The organism is Variovorax sp. S12S4 (assembly GCF_023195515.1).
In the GTDB taxonomy this organism is placed as follows: Bacteria; Pseudomonadota; Gammaproteobacteria; order Burkholderiales; family Burkholderiaceae_C; genus Variovorax.
The window spans coordinates 3,082,937-3,101,905 of sequence record NZ_JALPKR020000002.1; the positions used below are offsets into that span (position 1 = coordinate 3,082,937).

At 65.5% G+C, this 18,969-nt stretch carries 22 protein-coding genes; 20 read left to right on the top strand and 2 right to left on the bottom strand.

Annotated elements, in window-relative coordinates; genetic code table 11:
* The first annotated feature begins 64 nt into the window (after positions 1-64).
* From M0765_RS15155 to M0765_RS15250, 20 genes are all read left to right on the top strand, one after another.
* On the top strand, positions 65-1,543 hold the full coding sequence (locus M0765_RS15155; protein WP_258504405.1) for a glutamate synthase subunit beta: 1,479 nt from the start codon (positions 65-67) through the stop codon (positions 1,541-1,543).
* Positions 1,544-1,608: 65 nt separating this feature from the next.
* Positions 1,609-2,466 carry an ABC transporter ATP-binding protein gene (locus M0765_RS15160; protein ID WP_258504406.1) on the top strand — a complete coding sequence of 286 codons (858 nt, stop codon included), beginning with the start codon at positions 1,609-1,611 and terminating at the stop codon, positions 2,464-2,466.
* Positions 2,463-3,245: a lipid asymmetry maintenance ABC transporter permease subunit MlaE gene (gene mlaE, locus M0765_RS15165; protein WP_126745528.1), complete on the top strand. Its 783-nt coding sequence runs from the start codon at positions 2,463-2,465 to the stop codon at positions 3,243-3,245. The genes M0765_RS15160 and mlaE overlap by 4 nt, the downstream gene beginning before the upstream one ends.
* A gap of 38 nt (positions 3,246-3,283) precedes the next feature.
* Positions 3,284-3,775 carry an outer membrane lipid asymmetry maintenance protein MlaD gene (gene mlaD, locus M0765_RS15170; RefSeq protein WP_126745807.1) on the top strand — a complete coding sequence of 164 codons (492 nt, stop codon included), beginning with the start codon at positions 3,284-3,286 and terminating at the stop codon, positions 3,773-3,775.
* A gap of 26 nt (positions 3,776-3,801) precedes the next feature.
* Positions 3,802-4,518 (top strand): MlaA family lipoprotein, encoded by a 717-nt coding sequence (locus tag M0765_RS15175; RefSeq protein ID WP_258504407.1) that lies wholly within the window; start codon positions 3,802-3,804, stop codon positions 4,516-4,518.
* A gap of 186 nt (positions 4,519-4,704) precedes the next feature.
* Positions 4,705-5,364: an MlaC/ttg2D family ABC transporter substrate-binding protein gene (locus M0765_RS15180; protein WP_258504408.1), complete on the top strand. Its 660-nt coding sequence runs from the start codon at positions 4,705-4,707 to the stop codon at positions 5,362-5,364.
* Between the two features lie 4 nt (positions 5,365-5,368).
* Positions 5,369-5,641: an STAS domain-containing protein gene (locus M0765_RS15185; protein ID WP_258504409.1), complete on the top strand. Its 273-nt coding sequence runs from the start codon at positions 5,369-5,371 to the stop codon at positions 5,639-5,641.
* Positions 5,642-5,729: 88 nt separating this feature from the next.
* Positions 5,730-6,677: an ABC transporter ATP-binding protein gene (locus M0765_RS15190; RefSeq protein WP_258504410.1), complete on the top strand. Its 948-nt coding sequence runs from the start codon at positions 5,730-5,732 to the stop codon at positions 6,675-6,677.
* 5 nt (positions 6,678-6,682) lie between these two features.
* On the top strand, positions 6,683-7,438 hold the full coding sequence (locus tag M0765_RS15195) for an ABC transporter permease (RefSeq protein ID WP_258508276.1): 756 nt from the start codon (positions 6,683-6,685) through the stop codon (positions 7,436-7,438).
* 20 nt (positions 7,439-7,458) lie between these two features.
* A complete protein-coding gene (locus tag M0765_RS15200; RefSeq protein WP_012746311.1) occupies positions 7,459-7,701 on the top strand; it encodes a BolA family protein in 243 nt (80 codons plus the stop codon).
* A gap of 39 nt (positions 7,702-7,740) precedes the next feature.
* The gene (murA, locus tag M0765_RS15205; protein WP_258504411.1) at positions 7,741-9,030 is read left to right on the top strand and encodes a UDP-N-acetylglucosamine 1-carboxyvinyltransferase; all 1,290 of its coding nucleotides are present in this window, start codon (positions 7,741-7,743) and stop codon (positions 9,028-9,030) included.
* 61 nt (positions 9,031-9,091) lie between these two features.
* Complete coding sequence (gene hisG, locus M0765_RS15210) at positions 9,092-9,742, top strand: ATP phosphoribosyltransferase (protein ID WP_258504412.1); 651 nt, start codon at positions 9,092-9,094, stop codon at positions 9,740-9,742.
* Positions 9,743-9,762: 20 nt separating this feature from the next.
* On the top strand, positions 9,763-11,085 hold the full coding sequence (hisD, locus tag M0765_RS15215) for a histidinol dehydrogenase (protein ID WP_258504413.1): 1,323 nt from the start codon (positions 9,763-9,765) through the stop codon (positions 11,083-11,085).
* A gap of 40 nt (positions 11,086-11,125) precedes the next feature.
* Entirely contained in the window at positions 11,126-11,953 is an 828-nt protein-coding gene (locus tag M0765_RS15220; RefSeq protein ID WP_258504414.1) for a hypothetical protein, read from the top strand.
* Between the two features lie 4 nt (positions 11,954-11,957).
* A complete protein-coding gene (locus M0765_RS15225) occupies positions 11,958-12,329 on the top strand; it encodes a hypothetical protein (RefSeq protein WP_258504415.1) in 372 nt (123 codons plus the stop codon).
* Positions 12,326-13,414: a histidinol-phosphate transaminase gene (gene hisC, locus M0765_RS15230; protein WP_258504416.1), complete on the top strand. Its 1,089-nt coding sequence runs from the start codon at positions 12,326-12,328 to the stop codon at positions 13,412-13,414. Before M0765_RS15225 ends, hisC begins: the two co-directional genes overlap by 4 nt.
* The gene (gene hisB / locus M0765_RS15235; RefSeq protein ID WP_258504417.1) at positions 13,411-14,034 is read left to right on the top strand and encodes an imidazoleglycerol-phosphate dehydratase HisB; all 624 of its coding nucleotides are present in this window, start codon (positions 13,411-13,413) and stop codon (positions 14,032-14,034) included. Before hisC ends, hisB begins: the two co-directional genes overlap by 4 nt.
* Positions 14,035-14,053: 19 nt before the next feature.
* Complete coding sequence (hisH, locus tag M0765_RS15240) at positions 14,054-14,710, top strand: imidazole glycerol phosphate synthase subunit HisH (RefSeq protein ID WP_258504418.1); 657 nt, start codon at positions 14,054-14,056, stop codon at positions 14,708-14,710.
* 63 nt (positions 14,711-14,773) lie between these two features.
* The gene (hisA, locus tag M0765_RS15245) at positions 14,774-15,517 is read left to right on the top strand and encodes a 1-(5-phosphoribosyl)-5-[(5-phosphoribosylamino)methylideneamino]imidazole-4-carboxamide isomerase (RefSeq protein ID WP_126745541.1); all 744 of its coding nucleotides are present in this window, start codon (positions 14,774-14,776) and stop codon (positions 15,515-15,517) included.
* A gap of 20 nt (positions 15,518-15,537) precedes the next feature.
* Positions 15,538-16,713: an AAA family ATPase gene (locus M0765_RS15250; RefSeq protein ID WP_258504419.1), complete on the top strand. Its 1,176-nt coding sequence runs from the start codon at positions 15,538-15,540 to the stop codon at positions 16,711-16,713.
* A gap of 12 nt (positions 16,714-16,725) precedes the next feature.
* On the opposite strand, the gene M0765_RS15255 is transcribed toward M0765_RS15250, so the two are convergent.
* Both M0765_RS15255 and M0765_RS15260 read right to left on the bottom strand, forming a co-directional pair.
* Positions 16,726-17,643, bottom strand: coding sequence for an amino acid ABC transporter substrate-binding protein (locus M0765_RS15255; RefSeq protein ID WP_258504420.1), 918 nt, complete (start codon positions 17,641-17,643; stop codon positions 16,726-16,728).
* An 8-nt stretch (positions 17,644-17,651) separates the two neighbouring features.
* On the bottom strand, positions 17,652-18,959 hold the full coding sequence (locus M0765_RS15260) for a dicarboxylate/amino acid:cation symporter (protein WP_258504421.1): 1,308 nt from the start codon (positions 18,957-18,959) through the stop codon (positions 17,652-17,654).
* Positions 18,960-18,969: the final 10 nt, after the last annotated feature.

Here is an 18,969-nt window from a genome sequence, read left to right on the forward strand (position 1 = left end):
ACCCCTTGAGGGGGGAGGCGGCTACACGCAGTGAGCAAGCAACGGGGGTGTAAAAGGAATCGCGATGGGAAAGATCACCGGCTTCATGGAGCATGAGCGCATCGAAGAGGGCTACAAGCCTGTCGAAGAGCGCGTCAAGCATTACAAGGAATTCGTCGTCGGCCTGACGAACGAGCAGGCCAAGGTACAGGGCGCACGCTGCATGGACTGCGGCACGCCGTTCTGCAACAGCGGCTGCCCGGTCAACAACATCATTCCGGACTTCAACGACCTCGTGTACCGCAACGATTGGCAGAACGCCTTCGCGGTGCTCGACTCGACCAACAACTTTCCGGAGTTCACCGGCCGCATCTGCCCCGCCCCTTGCGAGGCCGCCTGCGTGCTCAACGTGAACGACGACCCGGTCGGCATCAAGTCGCTGGAGCACGCCATCATCGACCGCGCCTGGGACGAAGGCTGGGTGGCGCCGCGCGTCGCCAAGCACAAGACGGGCAAGAAGGTGGCCGTGGTGGGTTCGGGCCCGGCTGGCATGGCCGCGGCGCAGCAGCTCGCGCGCGCCGGCCATGACGTGACGCTGTTCGAGAAGAACGACCGCATCGGCGGCCTGCTGCGCTACGGCATCCCCGACTTCAAGATGGAGAAGACGCACATCGATCGCCGCGTCGATCAGATGAAGGCCGAGGGCGTGACCTTCCGCACCGGCGTGATCGTCGGCGCCGCGAAAGACCCGCTGGGCAAGGGCTCCAAGGTGACCAACCTCGCCAAGGAAACCGTCACGCCCGAGCAGCTGGACAAGGAGTTCGACGCCGTACTGCTCACCGGCGGGGCCGAGCAATCGCGCGACCTGCCGGTGCCGGGCCGCGACCTGGACGGCATTCACTTCGCGATGGAGTTCCTGCCCCAGCAGAACCGCGTCAACGCCGGCGACAAGGTCAAGAGCCAGCTGCGCGCCGAAGGCAAGCATGTCATCGTCATCGGCGGTGGCGACACCGGCTCCGACTGCGTGGGCACCAGCAACCGCCATGGCGCAGCCAGCGTCACGCAGTTCGAGCTGATGCCCCAGCCGCCCGAAGAAGAAAACCGCCCGCTGACTTGGCCCTACTGGCCGATCAAGCTGCGCACCAGCTCCAGCCACGAAGAAGGCTGCGAGCGCGAGTTCGCCATCTCCACCAAGGAGTTCATCGGCGAAAAGGGCAAGGTCACCGGCCTCAAGACCGTCCGCGTTGAGTGGAAGGACGGCAAGATGCAGGAAGTGGCCGGCAGCGAGCAGATCCTCAAGGCCGACCTCGTGCTGCTGGCGATGGGTTTCATCAGCCCCGTGGCCACCGTGCTGGATGCCTTCGGCGTCGAGAAGGATGCACGCGGCAATGCCAAGGCCACCGTCGATTTCATCGGTGGCTACGCCACCAACGTGCCCAAGGTGTTCGCGGCAGGCGATATCCGCCGCGGCCAGTCGCTCGTGGTGTGGGCGATTCGCGAGGGGCGGCAGGCTGCCCGCTCGGTGGACGAGTTTTTGATGGGATTTAGCGACTTACCTCGCTGATTTTTGTTTCAGTTTTGCGGGGCCCGTCACGGCCCCGCTATCATTTGCGGAAACCGCATGCCGGGATGCCTGTCAAGGCGCCCGGCTTTTTTATTGAGATGGACCCAGCCGCACTGCCACACCCCTTTGTAGAGTTCCGCGACGTTACGTTCGGCTATGGCGCACGTGCGATTCTCGACGGGGTGTCCTTTTCCGTCCCGCGCGGCAAGGTCACCGCGCTCATGGGGGCCTCGGGCGGCGGCAAGACCACCGTGCTGCGGCTCGTCGGCGGACAGCAACGGGCCCAGCGCGGCGAGGTGCTGTTCGACGGTCAGGACGTCGGCAAGTTCGATGCCGCGGCTCTCTATAAAGCGCGGCGGCGCATGGGCATGCTCTTTCAGTTCGGTGCCTTGTTCACCGACATGAGCGTGTTCGACAACGTGGCTTTTCCCTTGCGCGAGCACACGCAGCTGTCGGAAGCGCTGGTGCGCGACATTGTCCTCATGAAGCTCGACGCGGTGGGCTTGCGCGGCGCGCGCGACCTCATGCCCAGCGAAGTGTCCGGCGGCATGGCCCGGCGTGTGGCCTTGGCGCGTGCCATTGCGCTCGACCCCGACCTCGTGATGTACGACGAGCCTTTTGCCGGCCTCGACCCGATTTCGCTCGGCACGGCGGCGCGGCTGATCCGCCAGCTCAACGACACGCTGGGGCTGACCAGCATCGTTGTCTCGCACGATCTCGAAGAAACATTCCGCATCGCCGACCACGTGATCATCCTCGCCAACGGCGCCATCGCGGCGCAGGGCACGCCCGACGAAGTGCGGCAAAGCGCCGATCCGCTGGTTCACCAGTTCGTCAATGCGCTGCCCGACGGGCCCGTGCATTTTCATTACCCTGGCGTTGGAATCGAAGCAGATTTCGGCAACGAAGGGGAGCGCGCATGACCTGGTGGAAGCCGGCGGACGTGGGCTTTGCCGTGCGCAGCAAGCTCGCCGATATGGGCTATGGCGCCAAGCTGTTCGTGCGCCTGGCGTTCCAAGGCGCGCAGAGCCTGCGGCGCTTCAGCCTGGTGCGCGACCAGATTCACTTTCTCGGCAACTACTCGCTCGCCATCATTGCGGTGTCCGGCCTTTTCGTGGGCTTTGTGCTGGGCCTGCAGATGTATTACGCGCTGCAGCGCTACGGTTCTTCCGAGGCGCTCGGCCTGCTGGTTGCCCTGAGCCTGGTGCGTGAGCTCGGCCCCGTGGTGGCTGCCTTGCTTTTCACCGGGCGTGCCGGTACCTCGCTGACTGCGGAAATCGGCCTCATGAAGGCCGGCGAACAGCTCAGCGCCATGGAAATGATGGCGGTCGACCCAGTGCGGCGCATTCTGGCCCCGCGTTTCTGGGCCGGCGTCATCACCATGCCGCTGCTCGCGGCCGTGTTCAGCGCGGTCGGCATCATGGGCGGCTACGTGGTGGGCGTGCTGATGCTGGGTGTCGACCCCGGCGCGTTCTGGGGCCAGATGCAGGGCGGCGTCGATGTCTGGCGCGACGTGGGCAACGGCGTGATCAAGAGCATCGTCTTCGGTTTTACCGTGACCTTCATTGCGCTGCTGCAGGGCTACGAGGCCCAGCCCACGCCTGAAGGCGTCTCGCGCGCGACCACGCGCACGGTGGTGATGGCGTCGCTGTCGGTGCTCGGCCTCGACTTCCTGCTGACCGCCATGATGTTCAGTATTTGAAGGGGCCTTGGCTCCAATCGTTCTAGAGAGTGCAAACCATGCAACGTTCCACTAACGACATCTGGGTCGGCCTGTTCGTCCTGATCGGCGGCGCGGCGCTTCTGTTTCTCGCGCTGCAATCGGCCAACCTGCTGAGCCTGAATTTCCAGAAGACGTACAACGTCACCGCGCGCTTCGACAACATCGGCGGTCTCAAGCCGCAAACCGCGGTCAAGAGCGCGGGGGTGGTGGTCGGCCGTGTGGAATCCATCTCATTCGACGACAAGTCCTTTCAGGCCAGCGTGACGCTGGCATTGCAAAACCGTTACAGTTTTCCCAAGGACAGCTCGCTCAAGATCCTGACCAGTGGCCTGCTCGGCGAGCAGTACATCGGAATCGAAGCGGGTGCCGAGGAGAAGAACCTGCAAGCCGGCGACACCATTACCGCGACCCAGTCGGCCGTGGTGCTGGAAAACCTGATCAGCCAGTTCCTCTACAGCAAGGCGGCCGAAGGAAATACTTCGACGCCGGGAACAGCCAACAAGAAATGAAAACAAGCCCTTTTTCCTCAAATGCTATGAATAACATAGCGAATTACGCCCGCTGGATGAGCGTGGCAACGGTCTTTGCGGTACTTGCAGGCTGCGCGAGCGGCCCCCGCGCCAATCCGGCCGACCCTTTCGAGCCCTTCAATCGCGGCGTCACCAGTTTCAATGACAAGGTCGACGAAGCGGTGCTGGTGCCCGTGGCCACGGCTTACCAGCGCGTGCTGCCCTCGATGGTGCGTACCGGCGTGAGCAATTTCTTCGGCAACCTGGGTGACGTCTGGAGCTTTGCCAACAGCGTGGCCCAGCTCAAGCTGCAGAACAGCGCCGAAACCTTCATGCGGGTCAACGTCAACACTTTCTTCGGGCTCGGCGGCCTGCTGGACATTGCCACCGAAGCGGGCATCGACCGCCACGAAGAAGACTTCGGCCAGACGCTCGGCCGCTGGGGCGTGGGCGCAGGCCCGTACGTCGTGCTGCCGCTGCTCGGCCCTTCGACCCTGCGCGATACCGCAGCCTTGCCTGTCGACCGGGCCGGGAGCGTGCTCGGGAACATGAACGACGTCGCGTGGCGCAATTCGCTCTCCGTGCTGGAAGTCGTCGACACGCGGGCCAAGTACCTGCGTGCCGGCCGCCTGCTCGATGATGCGGCGCTCGACAAGTACACGTTCACGCGCGACGCCTTCCTGCAGCACCGCCGCAACGACGTCTACGACGGCAATCCGCCGGACGACGAAGGCGGAAAGTAAGAGCCATTAGCGGGCGGAAAAGAAGCTGTTTGCCGCCGGATGAAGCCTTTTCTGCTTGCATCCGGTTTCAAGGCTTCACCTGCGCTTCAGGGAACCCGGTCGGCTCCAGACCCGTCGAACACGTTCTTTCCAGGAGGCGCGCCTTTAGTGCTCGCCTTGCGGATTTTCAAACTTGAGGGAATTGCCATGAACAACAATATCTTGCAACGACGCAGCCTTGGCCGCCTGGTACTCGCGAGCGCGCTGCTATTCGGCGCTGCCGCTGCTTTCGTGCGCCCCGCGCAGGCCGCCGACGAAGCGCCAGATGCGCTGGTCAAGCGGCTGTCGACCGATGTGCTCGAAACCATCAAGGCCGACACCTCCATCAAGGCAGGCGACATCAGCAAGATCATGCTGCTGGTCGACAGCAAGATCATGCCCAACGTCAATTTCCAGCGCATGACGGCCTCCGCCGTGGGCCCGGCATGGCGCCAGGCCACGCCCGAGCAGCAAAAGCGCCTGCAGGAAGAATTCAAGACTTTGCTGGTGCGCACTTACGCCGGCGCGCTCGACCAGGTGAGCGACCAGACCGTCACGGTCCGTCCGTTCCGTGGTTCGCCCGACGACACCGAAGTGCTGGTGCGCACCGAGGTCAAGGGCCGCGGCGACCCGGTGCAACTCGACTACCGGCTCGAGAAAACGCCCGGCCAGGGCGGCGGCTGGAAGGTCTACAACCTCAATGTGCTGGGCGTCTGGCTCGTTGATACCTACCGCACCCAGTTCTCGCAGGAAATCAACGCCCGCGGCATCGATGGCCTGATTGCAGCGCTGGCCGCGCGCAACAAGGGCAACAGCGGCAAGAGCTGACGCCATGCTGGTGCTGCCGACCAAACTCACCCACGACGAGGCCCCCGCCTGCATGCGCATGCTGCAGCAGGGGCTGGCGGGGCAGACCGACACCTCCACAGTGGTCGACGCCGGCGCGCTGACGCAGTTCGATTCGTCGGCGCTGGCCGTGCTGCTGGAATGCCGGCGTGAATCGAGTGCGCTCGGCCGCGGCTTTGCCGTGAAGGGCCTTTCGCCTCGGCTGCGCGAGTTGGCCGCCTTGTACGGCATTGCGGGTCTTTTGCCCGCAGCGCCCTGAGCGCGGGGCAGCCGGACTGTAGCCGCGTCAGGGCATCTGGCCGCGGCGCAGCAGCTTGCGGGGCGGGCCCGTAAAATCGCCGGCTCCCATGCCCGCGATCTCATTCCAATCGGTCTCCAAGACCTATCCCCCCTCCAGACAGCAACGGGCCCAAGGCAAACAAGGGCTGCGCGCCGTCGACGAGGTCAGCTTCCAGATCGAACCGGGCGAGTTCTTCGGCCTGCTCGGCCCCAACGGCGCAGGCAAGACCACGCTCATCAGCATGCTGGCCGGCTTGTCTCGCCCCACCGCCGGGGCCATCAGCGTGCATGGCTTCGACGTGCAGCGCGACTATGCCGAGGCCCGGCGCCAGCTCGGCATCGTGCCGCAGGAGCTGGTGTTCGATCCCTTCTTCAATGTGCGGGAGTCGCTGCGCATCCAGTCGGGCTACTTCGGCATCAAGAACAACGAGGCCTGGATTGACGAGTTGCTGCAAAGCCTCGGCCTGGCGGACAAGGCGACGGCCAACATGCGCCAGCTCTCGGGCGGCATGAAGCGCCGGGTGCTGGTGGCGCAGGCACTGGTACACAAGCCGCCCGTGATCGTGCTCGACGAGCCCACCGCCGGGGTCGACGTGGAACTGCGCCAGACGCTCTGGCAGTTTGTCGCCAGGCTCAACAAGGAGGGCAGCACCGTGCTGCTCACCACGCACTACCTCGAGGAAGCCGAGGCCCTGTGCAGCCGCATTGCCATGCTCAAGTTGGGCCGCGTGATTGCGCTCGACCGCACCAGCGAACTCCTGAAGTCCGCCGCCAGCAACGTGCTGCGCTTCAAGACCGATGCCATGCTGCCCTGGGCCATTGCCCAGCACGCGCGCATTACCGGGCGCATCGTGCAGCTGCCGGCGCAGAACGCGCATGAAGTCGAACAACTGCTGGCCGCCATCCGCGAAGCCGGCGTCGTGGTGGAAGACGTGGAAATGCGCAAGGCCGATCTTGAAGACGTGTTCATCGACCTGATGGCGGGTGAGCAAACGCCGCTGGAGGTCTCGCGATGATGGCAGTGACAGGTTGGCGCGCGCTGCTTTATAAAGAAACGCTGCGCTTCTGGAAGGTCGGCTTCCAGACCGTCGGCGCGCCGGTGCTCACCGCGCTGCTCTATCTCATGGTGTTCGGCCATGTGCTCGAAGACCACGTGAAGGTCTACGGCTCGGTCGGCTACACCGCCTTCCTGGTGCCGGGCCTGGTGATGATGAGCGTGCTGCAGAACGCCTTCGCCAACAGCTCGTCGTCCATCATCCAGAGCAAGATCATGGGCAACCTGGTCTTCGTGCTGCTCACGCCGCTGTCGCACTGGGGCTGGTTCTTCGCCTATGTGGGCTCTTCGGTGATCCGCGGGCTGGCCGTGGGCCTCGGCGTGTTCGTGGTGACCATGTTCTTCGCCATGCCGAGCTTCGTTGCGCCGCTCTGGATCCTGGTGTTCGCGCTGCTGGGCTCCGCAATGCTGGGCACGCTGGGGCTCATTGCCGGGCTCTGGGCCGAAAAGTTCGACCAGATGGCCGTGTTCCAGAACTTCCTGATCATGCCCATGACCTTTCTCTCGGGCGTGTTCTATTCGATTGGCTCGCTGCCGCCGTTCTGGCAGTCGGTGAGCCACCTCAACCCGTTCTTCTACATGATCGACGGCTTCCGCTACGGCTTCTTCGGGGTCAGCGACGCTTCGCCCTGGCTCAGCCTGGGGATCGTTGGCGGCGCCTGGCTGGTGGTGAGCGCCATTGCCGTCCACTTGCTGCGAATCGGCTACAAAATCCGAGGCTGACCGCCTTTTTCCAGAATTCCATGACCGCCGAACAACTCCAGGCCCTGATCCAGTCCCACCTCCCTTGCGAGCACATCACGCTCGAAGGGGACGGCCGCCACTGGTACGCCACCATCGTCTCGGCCGAATTCGAGGGCAAGCGCGCCATTCAGCGGCATCAGCGGGTCTACGCCACCCTCGGTGCGAAAATGCATACCGACGAGGTGCATGCGCTCTCCATGAAGACCTACACGCCGGCCGAATGGGCGGCGTTGGAAAAATAACTCTCCGGCCCCGCGGGGCCTGATTTCGCTGGAAATTCGATGGACAAACTTCTGATTCGCGGCGGGCGCCAGCTTCGCGGCGAGGTACTCATTTCCGGCGCCAAGAACGCAGCCTTGCCGGAGCTTTGCGCCGCGCTGCTGACCGACCAGCCCGTGACGCTGCACAACGTGCCGCGCCTGCAGGACGTGTCGACCATGCTCAAGCTGGTGCGCAACATGGGCGTGGTCGCCGAGCGTGACGACAACGGCACGGTGCAGCTCAATGCGGGCGACCTCGCCAACCCCGAGGCGCCCTACGAACTGGTGAAGACGATGCGGGCCTCGGTGCTGGCACTCGGCCCGCTGCTGGCCCGCTTCGGCCGTGCCAAGGTGTCGCTGCCGGGCGGCTGCGCCATCGGTTCGCGGCCCGTCGACCAGCACATCAAGGGCCTGCAGGCCATGGGTGCCGAGATCGTGGTCGAGCACGGCTACATGATCGCCAGCCTGCCGGCCGGCCGCACCCGCCTGAAGGGCGCGCGCATCCTGACCGACATGGTTACCGTGACCGGCACCGAGAACTTCCTCATGGCCGCCGCGTTGGCCGAGGGCGAAACGCTGCTCGAAAACGCCGCGCAAGAGCCCGAAATCGTCGACCTGGCCGAAATGCTGATCCGCATGGGCGCGAAGATCCAGGGCCACGGCACCAGCCACATCCGCATCCAGGGCGTCGAAAAGCTGCACGGCTGCGAACACGCCGTGGTGGCCGACCGTATCGAGGCCGGCACCTTCCTGTGCGCCGTTGCGGCCACCGGCGGGGACGTGTTTTTGCGCCACGCCCGCGCCGACCACATGGACGCGGTGATCGACAAGCTGCGCGACGCCGGCTGCACCGTGGCCGCGGAAGAGGGTGGCGTGCGCATCAGCTCCAAGGCCCCGGCCAGCGAACACCTCAAGGCGCAGAGCTTCAGCACCACCGAATACCCGGGCTTCCCGACAGACATGCAGGCCCAGTTCATGGCCCTGAACGTGATTGCGCGCGGCGCCTCGATGGTCACCGAGACCATCTTCGAGAACCGCTTCATGCATGTGAACGAAATGGTGCGCCTGGGCGCGACGATCCACGTGGAGGGCAAGGTCGCCATGGTCGAGGGCGTGCCCCAGCTTTCGGGCGCCACCGTGATGGCCACCGACCTGCGCGCCTCGGCCAGCCTGGTCATTGCCGGCCTGGTGGCCGACGGCGAGACATTGGTCGACCGCATCTATCACCTGGACCGCGGCTACGACCGCATGGAAGCCAAGCTGCGCGGCATCGGGGCCGACATCGAGCGCGTGGCGGGAGCCGCCGCATGATCACGCTGCGCATCACGGGAGTCGCAATCGTGATCACGCTTGCATCACAGGAGTCGCAATCGTGATCACGCTTGCTCTGTCCAAAGGCCGCATCTTCGAAGAGACGATGCCCCTGCTGGCCGCCGCCGGCATCGAGGTCACGGAAGACCCGGAAAAATCGCGCAAGCTGATTCTTGCCACCACGCGGTCCGATGTGCGCGTGGTGCTGGTGCGCGCCTCCGACGTGCCCACCTACGTGCAGTACGGCGGTGCCGACCTGGGCGTGACCGGCTCCGACGTGCTGCTCGAGCACGGCAACCAGGGCCTGTACCAGCCGCTCGACCTGCGCATTGCGGCCTGCCGCCTCAGCGTGGCCGTGCGCGCCGACTACGACTACGCCTCCGCCGTGAAGCAGGGCTCGCGCCTGCGCGTGGCCACCAAGTACGTGGGCCTGGCGCGCGACTTCTTCGCCAGCAAGGGCGTGCACGTCGACCTGATCAAGCTCTACGGCAGCATGGAACTCGCGCCGCTCACGGGCCTGGCCGACGCCATCGTCGACCTGGTCTCGACCGGCAACACGCTGCGGGCCAATCACCTGGTCGAGGTCGAACGCATCATGGACATCAGCGCGCGCCTCGTGGTCAACCAGGCCGCGCTCAAGCTCAAGCGCGAGCCGATCCGCCGCATCATCGACGCCTTTGCTTCCGCCATTCCGGCGGCAGCCATGCCCTGACAAGTTTCATACCCAGCCTCATGACACTGAAAGCAGCCCCCGCCCGTCTCTCCACGACTTCAGCCAGCTTCGACGCTGAATTCAAGGCGCGGCTGCATTGGTCCGCCGACGCGGACGCGGCCATCGAGAAGGTGGTGGCCGACATCCTGGCCGACGTGCAGAAGCGGGGCGACGATGCGGTGCTGGAGTACACCAACCGCTTCGACAAGCTCGGTGCCAAGACACTGCCCGAACTGGAGTTGACGCAAGCTGAGCTGAAGGCCGCCTTCGAATCGCTGCCCGCCGCGCAGCGGAACGCGCTTGAAGCCGCCGCGCGCCGTGTGCGCAGCTACCACGAGGCCCAGAAGAAGGCGAGCGGCGAAAGCTGGAGCTATCGCGATGCCGACGGCACGCTGCTCGGCCAGAAGGTCACGCCGCTCGATCGCGTCGGCATCTATGTGCCGGGCGGCAAGGCAGCCTATCCGTCGAGCGTGCTGATGAACGCGATTCCGGCGCACGTGGCCGGCGTGGCCGAAATCATCATGGTGGTTCCGACGCCGCGTGGCGAGAAGAACCCGCTCGTGCTTGCCGCCGCCTACGTGGCCGGCGTGACGCGCGGCTTCACCATCGGCGGCGCGCAAGCCGTGGCCGCGCTGGCCTACGGCACTGCCACCATTCCCGCGGTCGACAAGATCACCGGCCCGGGCAACGCCTATGTGGCGGCCGCCAAGCGCCGCGTGTTCGGCACCGTGGGCATCGACATGATCGCGGGGCCGAGTGAAATTCTCGTTCTGGCCGACGGCACCACGCCGCCCGACTGGGTGGCCATGGACCTGTTCAGCCAGGCCGAGCACGACGAGCTCGCACAGAGCATCCTGCTGTGCCCCGACGCAGCGTATATCGACCGCGTGCAGGCCGAAATCGATCGCCTGCTGCCCGCCATGCCGCGCGCCGAAATCATTGCCGCCTCGCTCAGTGGCCGCGGCGCGCTCATCCATACGAAGAGCATGGAAGAGGCCTGCGAGATCAGCAACCGCATCGCCCCCGAACACCTGGAAGTCAGCAGCAGCGAGCCGAACCGCTGGGAGCCGCTGCTGCGCCATGCCGGCGCGATCTTCCTTGGCTCCTTCACCAGCGAAAGCCTCGGCGACTACTGCGCCGGCCCGAACCACGTGCTGCCGACCAGCGGCACGGCACGTTTTTCGAGCCCGCTCGGCGTCTACGATTTTCAGAAGCGTTCGAGCCTCATCGAAGTGAGCGAAGCCGGGGCCCAGGTGCTCGGCCCTATTGCGGTGACGCTGGCTGAAGGCGAGGGTCTGCAGGCGCACGCCGAAGCTGCGCGGATGCGCCTGCGCAAGATTTGAAGTTTCATAAATAGAAAACCGCTCGGGAGGAGCAAGCCAGATGATTCATCGTCTTCATAGGTCGCGTTTTTTCAGATTTACCGCAGGCCTGGTGGCAGGCGCGGCTTTGCTCGGCGCCTGCAGCCAGATGCCGCAGGCGCCGCGCAACGAGTCGGCCGCCCTGTCCGCAACGCCCAGTGCCGCCGCCGCTGCCGCGCCGGCACAGCTTGGCACCCAGTGGGGCGAGGGCATCGAATCGAAGACCCGCACGGTCAATGCGAAGCGGATCTCGGCGCAGCCCGACGAAGTGGCCTTGCTGGGCTACAACGAGGCCTCCACCGTGCGGCGCGAGGCCGGCAACAACCCCGAGCGCCGGCTCAACCTGCAGCTGGCGCAGGGCGATGTCGAATGGTCGGTGCTGGATGAGAACGGCCGGCCCTTGCCGATGCAGCGTGCACGCCGCAGCAGCAGCGAGATGTTCCGACTCGCGGGCATCGAAGGCGCGCGCTATACGCTGCGCTTTCGCAACCTCAGCGACCGAAGCTACGAAGTGATCGCCACCGTCGACGGCCTGGACGTGCTGAACGGCAAGCCCGGCAGCCTGCGCAACGGCGGCTATGTGCTGGGCCCGCAGCAGGTGCTCGACATCGAGGGCTTCCGCAAGAGCCAGAGCGAGGTCGCGGCCTTCCGTTTTGCCGCTCCGGGCCGCGCCTATGCGGCGAACACCGAGGCAGGCGACGTGCGCAACATCGGCGTGATCGGCGCTGCGCTGTTCGAGCTCGAGTTGCCCGAGGCACAACGCCGTCCGCGTCGCAATGCCGCGCCAGTGCAGCCTAGCGCCTTCCCGGCCGACGAGGCGTTTGCGCCGCCGCCGCGCTACCGCAAGTAACGACATGAGCCGTGCCGCCGTCCTGCTGCTGCCGCGCCTTTCGGTGCTGTTGCTCGCACTGGCGGCCGGTGCCGGCGCGCAGGCCATGAGCATCCGCGAATTGCGCACGCTCGAAGCCAACGAGAAAGACGGCAAGGCCTACGCGAGCTACTACCTCGTCGGCGTGCTCGAAGGCCTGCGCGAAGGCGTGGAGGCATCGCAGCGCAACGGGCAAAAGCCCGTCTTCTGCGTTGAAGGCCGCCGCCTCGAGCCGTCGATGGCGCGCTCCCTCTATCAAACCGAGCTGACCCGCAACGCCGACAGCTATGAAGCCGACATGCCCGTGCAATTGGTCATGTCCGGCGCCCTCAAGAACAGCTACCGCTGCACCCGATGACCACTTCGCCTACCGCCCGCCCGATCGACCGCATCCGCTCCGACGTGCAGTCCATGCACGCCTATGCGGTGCAGGACGCGCGCGGCTTCGTCAAGCTCGACGCCATGGAGAACCCGTTCGGCCTGCCGCCGGCATTGCAGGCCGAGCTCGGCGCACGGCTGGGCGCGCTGGCGCTCAACCGCTACCCGGGCGAGCGGGGAGGCGACCTGCAGCGCGCGCTGGCCGCGCATGCGCACATGCCCGAAGGTTTCGCGCTGATGCTGGGCAACGGCTCCGACGAACTGATTTCGCTCCTGGCCATTGCCTGCGATGTGCCGGGCGCCACGTTGCTTGCTCCCGTGCCCGGCTTCGTGATGTACGCCATGAGCGCCCAACTGCAGGGCCTGCGCTTCGCCGGCGTGCCGCTCACGGCCGATTTCGAACTCGACGAGGCGGCGATGCTCGCTGCCATTGCGCGCGAGAAGCCGGCCATCGTGTACCTGGCCTATCCGAACAACCCCACCGCCAACCTCTGGGACGATGCCGTCATCGAGAAGATCGTCGAGGCCCAGGGCGCGCAGGGCGGCCTGGTGGTGATCGACGAGGCCTACCAGCCCTTTGCCGCCAGGAGCTACATCGACCGCATCGCGCGGCACGGCCATGTGCTGCTGATGCGCACGCTCAGCAAGTTCGGCCTGGCCGGCATCCGCCTCGGCTACCTCATGGGACCGGCCGAACTGATCGCGCAGATCGACAAGGTGCGCCCGCCCTACAACATCAGCGTGCTCAACTGCGAATGCGCGCTGTTCGCGCTCGAGCATGCCGAAGTGTTCGAGGCCCAGGCCCGGCAGATCCGCGAGGAGCGCCACCGCCTCATGATGGGGCTGGGCCGGCTCGCGGGCGTGAAGACGTGGCCGAGCGACGCCAACATGATCCTCGTGCGGGTGCCCGATGCCGCCAAGACCTTCGAGGGCATGAAAGCACACGGGATTCTGGTGAAGAACGTTTCTAAAATGCACGAACTGCTCGCAAATTGCCTGCGCCTCACCGTCGGAACGTCCGACGAGAATGCGCGGATGCTCGCGGCACTCGAAGCCTCACTATGACCACCCCCCAAACCACCGACACGGGCACCGCCGCGCGCACCGCATCGGTCACGCGCAACACAGCCGAAACCAAGATCACCGTCAGCGTCAACCTCGACGGCACGGGCAAGGCCAAGCTCTCCACCGGCATCGGCTTTTTCGACCACATGCTCGACCAGATCGCCCGCCACGGCCTGATTGACCTCGACATCGACTGCCAGGGCGACCTGCACATCGACGGCCACCATACCGTGGAAGACGTGGGCATTACCCTCGGCCAGGCGGTTGCCAAGGCTGTGGGCGACAAGAAGGGCATTCGCCGCTACGGGCATGCCTATGTGCCGCTTGACGAGGCGCTGAGCCGCGTGGTCATCGACTTTTCGGGCCGCCCGGGTCTGGTGATGCACGTGCCGTTTACCAGCGGCATGATCGGCACCTTCGACAGCCAGCTCACCTACGAGTTCTTCCAGGGCTTCGTCAACCACGCCTTCGTCACGTTGCACATCGACAACCTGAAGGGCGTGAACGCGCACCACCAGTGCGAAACGGTGTTCAAGGCCTTTGCACGCGCAATGCGCGGCGCGCTGGAGCTCGATCCGCGCTCCGTGGGCGTCATCCCCTCGACCAAGGGTTCGCTCTGAAAATCTCCAGCGAACAGCTATGAAATCTGTAGCAAATACCGTCGCAGTCGTCGACTACGGCATGGGCAACCTGCATTCGGTGTCGCAGGCCGTGCGGCATGCGGCCGACCAGGTGGGAGTCGAGGTTTTCGTCACCTCCGATCCCGAGGGGGTGCGCAAGGCCACCCGCGTGGTGCTGCCGGGCCAGGGCGCCATGCCCGACTGCATGCGCGAGCTGCGCGATTCCGGCCTGCAGGAGTCGGTGCTCGAGGCTGCGGCGAACAAGCCGCTCTTCGGCGTGTGCGTGGGCATGCAAATGCTGCTGTCGCGCAGCGACGAAGGGCCGACGGACGGCCTGGGCCTGATTCCCGGCGAGGTCGTCAAGTTCGATCTGGCCGGCCGTCTGCAGCCCGACGGCAGCCGTTTCAAGGTGCCCCAGATGGGCTGGAACCAGGTGCGCCAAGCCCGGCCGCACGCCGTGTGGGCGGGCATTCCCGACCAGAGCTACTTCTACTTCGTGCACAGCTTCTACGCACGGCCGGCGGACTCCCGGCACAGCGTGGGCGAGGCGGATTACGGGGCATGCTTTACCGCAGCCATCGCACGCGATAACATTTTTGCCACCCAGTTCCACCCGGAGAAGAGTGCGGACCACGGGTTGCAGCTGTACCGAAATTTCCTCCACTGGAATCCCTGACCTTATATTTCCGACCGGGCCGAACCTTCCTCAGCCCGGATTCCGCACACTCGCGTCACTTCCATGCTCCTCATTCCCGCCATTGATCTCAAAGACGGCCATTGCGTTCGCCTCAAACAGGGCGACATGGACCAGTCCACCATCTTCAGCGAAGACCCCGCCGCCATGGCGCGCAAGTGGGTCGAGGCCGGCGCGCGGCGGCTGCACCTGGTCGATCTGAATGGCGCCTTCGCCGGAAAGCCGCAGAACCACGCGGCCATCAAGGCGATCCTGCGCGAAGTGGGCGACGACATTCCGGTGCAGCTGGGCGGCGGCATCCGCGACCTGGACACCATCGAGCGCTACATCGACGACGGCCTGCGCTACGTGATCATCGGCACCGCCGCGGTCAAGAACCCCGGCTTCCTGAAGGACGCCTGCGTGGCCTTCGGCGGCCACATCATCGTGGGGCTCGACGCCAAGGACGGCAAGGTGGCCACCGACGGCTGGAGCAAGCTCACGGGCCACGAGGTGGCCGACCTGGGCAAGAAGTTCGAGGACTACGGCGTCGAATCGATCATCTACACCGACATCGGCCGCGACGGCATGCTGTCGGGCATCAACATCGATGCGACCGTGAAGCTCGCGCAGGCGCTGACCATTCCGGTGATCGCCTCGGGCGGCCTGTCGAACATGGCCGACATCGACCAGCTTTGCGCGGTCGAGTCCGAAGGCGTCGAAGGCGTGATCTGCGGCCGCGCCATCTATTCGGGCGACCTCGACTTCGCCGCCGCGCAAGCCCGCGCGGACGAACTCGCCGGCGTCTGACGCCTCTTGTGTAGCGCGGCGTGCTCTCCGCGCTTGCCATTGCCAACTACCGGTCGCTGCGCCAGCTGACGGTGCCGCTCGGCCGGCTCACGGTGGTGACAGGGCCCAACGGCAGCGGCAAATCCAGCGTGTACCGCGCGATGCGGCTCCTGGCCGACATCGCCAATGGCGGCGTGATCCGCTCGCTGGTGCGCGAAGGCGGGCTTGCTTCCACCCTCTGGGCCGGCCCCGAGCGCTTTTCAGCCGCCATGCTGCGCGGCGATACCCCGGTGCAGGGCACCGTGCGCACCGAGCCCGTGAACCTGCGGCTTGGGTTCTCCGGCGTCGAGACGACTGACTTTGGCTACGCCATCGACATCGGCCTGCCGGTGCCGCGCGAAACAGCCTTCGGCGGAGATCCCGAAATCAAGCGCGAAGCCATCTGGAGCGGCCCGGTGCTGCGGCCCGCCACCCAGCTGGTCGACCGCAAGGGCGCCTCGCTGCGGCTGCGCGGCGAGCGCAGCGGAAGCTGGGAGCCTGTGGGCCGGCCCATCGCCCAGTTCGCCAGCATGATGACGGAGTACGCCGATCCGCATGCCGCGCCCGAGATGCTCACGCTGCGCGAGCAGATGCGCTCCTGGCGCTTCTACGACCACTTCCGCTCCGACGCCGATGCGCCCGCACGCCAGCCGCAGCTCGGCACCTACACGCCGGTGCTCGCCAACGATGGCGCCGATTTGGCCGCCGCGCTCCAGACCATTCGCGAGATTGGCGACAGCAGTGCGCTCGACCGCGCCGTGGACGACGCGTTTCCCGGTGCGCGCATCCAGGTGCGGGTGAACGAAGACCGCTTCGAAACGCTGATGCACCAGCACGGCCTGCTCCGGCCGTTGACGGCGGCGGAGCTTTCCGATGGCACCCTGCGCTACCTGCTCTGGATCGCTGCGCTCCTCACGCCCCGGCCGCCGGCGCTGCTGGTGCTCAACGAGCCCGAGACCAGCCTGCACCCCGACCTGTTGCCCGCGCTCGGGCGGTTGATCGCGCAGGCCGCGCGCGGGTCGCAGATCATCGTCGTGTCGCATGCCCCGCGGCTGATTGCCGCGCTCGAGGACAGCGACGACCTGCAATCGGTGGTGCTCGAGAAGCGCTTCGGCGAAACCCGCATCGCCAACCTCGACATGAGCGAGATACCGCACTGGGCCTGGCCGGCGCGCTAACCGCCGGCCCGCCTATTCGGCCTTGACCGCCATCGTCTGGATGATCGCCTGCAGCTGCGCGCTCATCGGCAGGTCGATGCTTTCTCCGGTGGGCAGCTTGCGCAGGAACCAGCGCTTGTACTGGCGCTCGATCTCGCCGTCCTGCGCCAGCACCTGGAAGGCGTCGTTGATCACCTTGGCCAATTGCGCATCGCCCTTGCGGTACATGATGCCGTAGGGGTCGTAGGAGAGATAGTCGCCGACCACCTCGTACTGGGCCTTGGCGGCTTCGCGCGCGATCAGGCCATGGAGCAGCACGTCGTCGGTGGCAAAGGCATCGGCCTGGCCGCTTTTCACGAGCCCGAACGAATCGGCGTGGTCGCGTGCCACCAGCAGGTCGATGCCGAGCCTGAACTTCTGCGAGAGCTCGCGCAGCGTCTTCTCGTTGGTGGTGCCCGCGGTGACGGCCACCCGCTTGCCGGCCAGATCGCGGAACGACTTGATCGGCGATCCTTTCTTTACCAGCACCTTGGTGCCCGAGACGAAGATCGTGGGCGAGAAGCTCACGCGCTTCTGCCGCTCGAGGTTGCTGGTGGTCGAACCGCATTCGAGATCGACCGTGCCGTGTTCGACCGCATCCATGCGCGAATCGGAGGTCACAGGCACCCACTTGATTGCGAGGCTCTTGTTCACTGCCTCCTCGATGGCCGTGACCAGTTCGCGGCAGAGCTCGATCGAATAGCCGATGGGTTCGTTGCGTGCATTGAGAAAGGAAAACGGCACCGACGATTCGCGGTAGCCGATGGAGACGGCGCCGCTCTCGCGCACCTTGGCCAGCGTGCCGGTGAGCGTAGGGGGCGCTTCCTGCGCCTGTGCGGAGGCTCCCATGGCAAGGGTGGCCGCCGCAAGCAGGCCGGCAATGAAAACCGGCAGCGTGGGCCTGGGCTTCATGGCGAGCCTCACGCGTGGGCCGGATGGGCGAGGGTGGCGGCAGCCTCCTCGTCCAGCGCCTTGGCGTTCACCTCTGCGTCGCTCTCGGAGAGCAACTGGCCCTCCCACTTGGCAACCACCGCGGTGGCAATGGAATTGCCCACCGCATTGGTGGCGGAGCGCCCCATGTCCAGGAAGGTGTCGACGCCCAGGATCAGCAGCAGGCCGGCTTCCGGAATGTCGAAGTGGTTGAGCGTGGCGGCAATCACCACCAGCGAGGCGCGCGGCACGCCGGCCATGCCCTTGGAGGTGAGCATCAGGATGAGCAGCATGGTGATCTGCGTGCTCAGCGGCATGTGGATGTTGTAGGCCTGCGCAATGAAGAGCACGGCAAAGGTGCAGTACATCATCGAGCCGTCGAGGTTGAACGAATAGCCCATCGGCATCACGAAGCTCGAGATCTTGCGCTTCACGCCGAAACGGTCGAGCGCCTGCAGGATCTTCGGGTAGGCCGCTTCCGAACTGGCCGTGGCGAACGACAGCAGAAAGGCTTCCTTGATGAGCGCCATCAGCTTGAACACCCGGCGTCCCAGGAACGACACGCCTGCAAGAATCAGCACGCCCCACAGCACAAAGAGGCCCAGGTAGAAGTCGCCCATGAAAACGGCGAACTTCAGCAGGATGCCCAGCCCGTTCGTGGCAACGGTGGCGGCCATGGCGGCGAGCACCGCAAGGGGCGCCAGCTTCATCACGTAGCCGGTGATCTTGAGCATCGCGTGGGAGAGCTCGTCGATGGCGGCCACCAGCGTCTTGGCCTTGTCGCCGAGCGAAGCGAGCGCCACGCCGAAGAACATCGAGAACACCACGATCTGCAGGATCTCGTTGTTGGCCATGGCCTCGGCAAAAGACTTGGGCACCAGGTGGCTCACGAAATCCTTGAGGGTGAACTTCGCGGTGGCCAGGTTGGCCGAGGCGCCGATGTCCGGCAGCGGCAGCCCCAGGTTCTCGCCCGGCTTCAGAAGGTTGGCCATCACCAGGCCGATGAGCAGCGAGATGAGCGAGGCGGTAAAGAACCAGCCGAGCGACTTGCCGAACACGCGGCCCACCGACTTGGCGTCGCCCATGTGCGCAATGCCCACCACGAGCGTGGAGAACACGAGCGGGCCGATCAGCATCTTGATGAGGCGCAGAAATACGTCCGACACGATCGACACGTACCCTGCAATCTGCGCAGCCGCTTTCTTGTCCGGAAAGCTCGTGAAGATCATGTAGCCGACAAAAATGCCGAGCACCATGGCAATGAGGATCCAGATGGCGGCCGGCAGCTTTTTCTTCATGCGTTTCTCT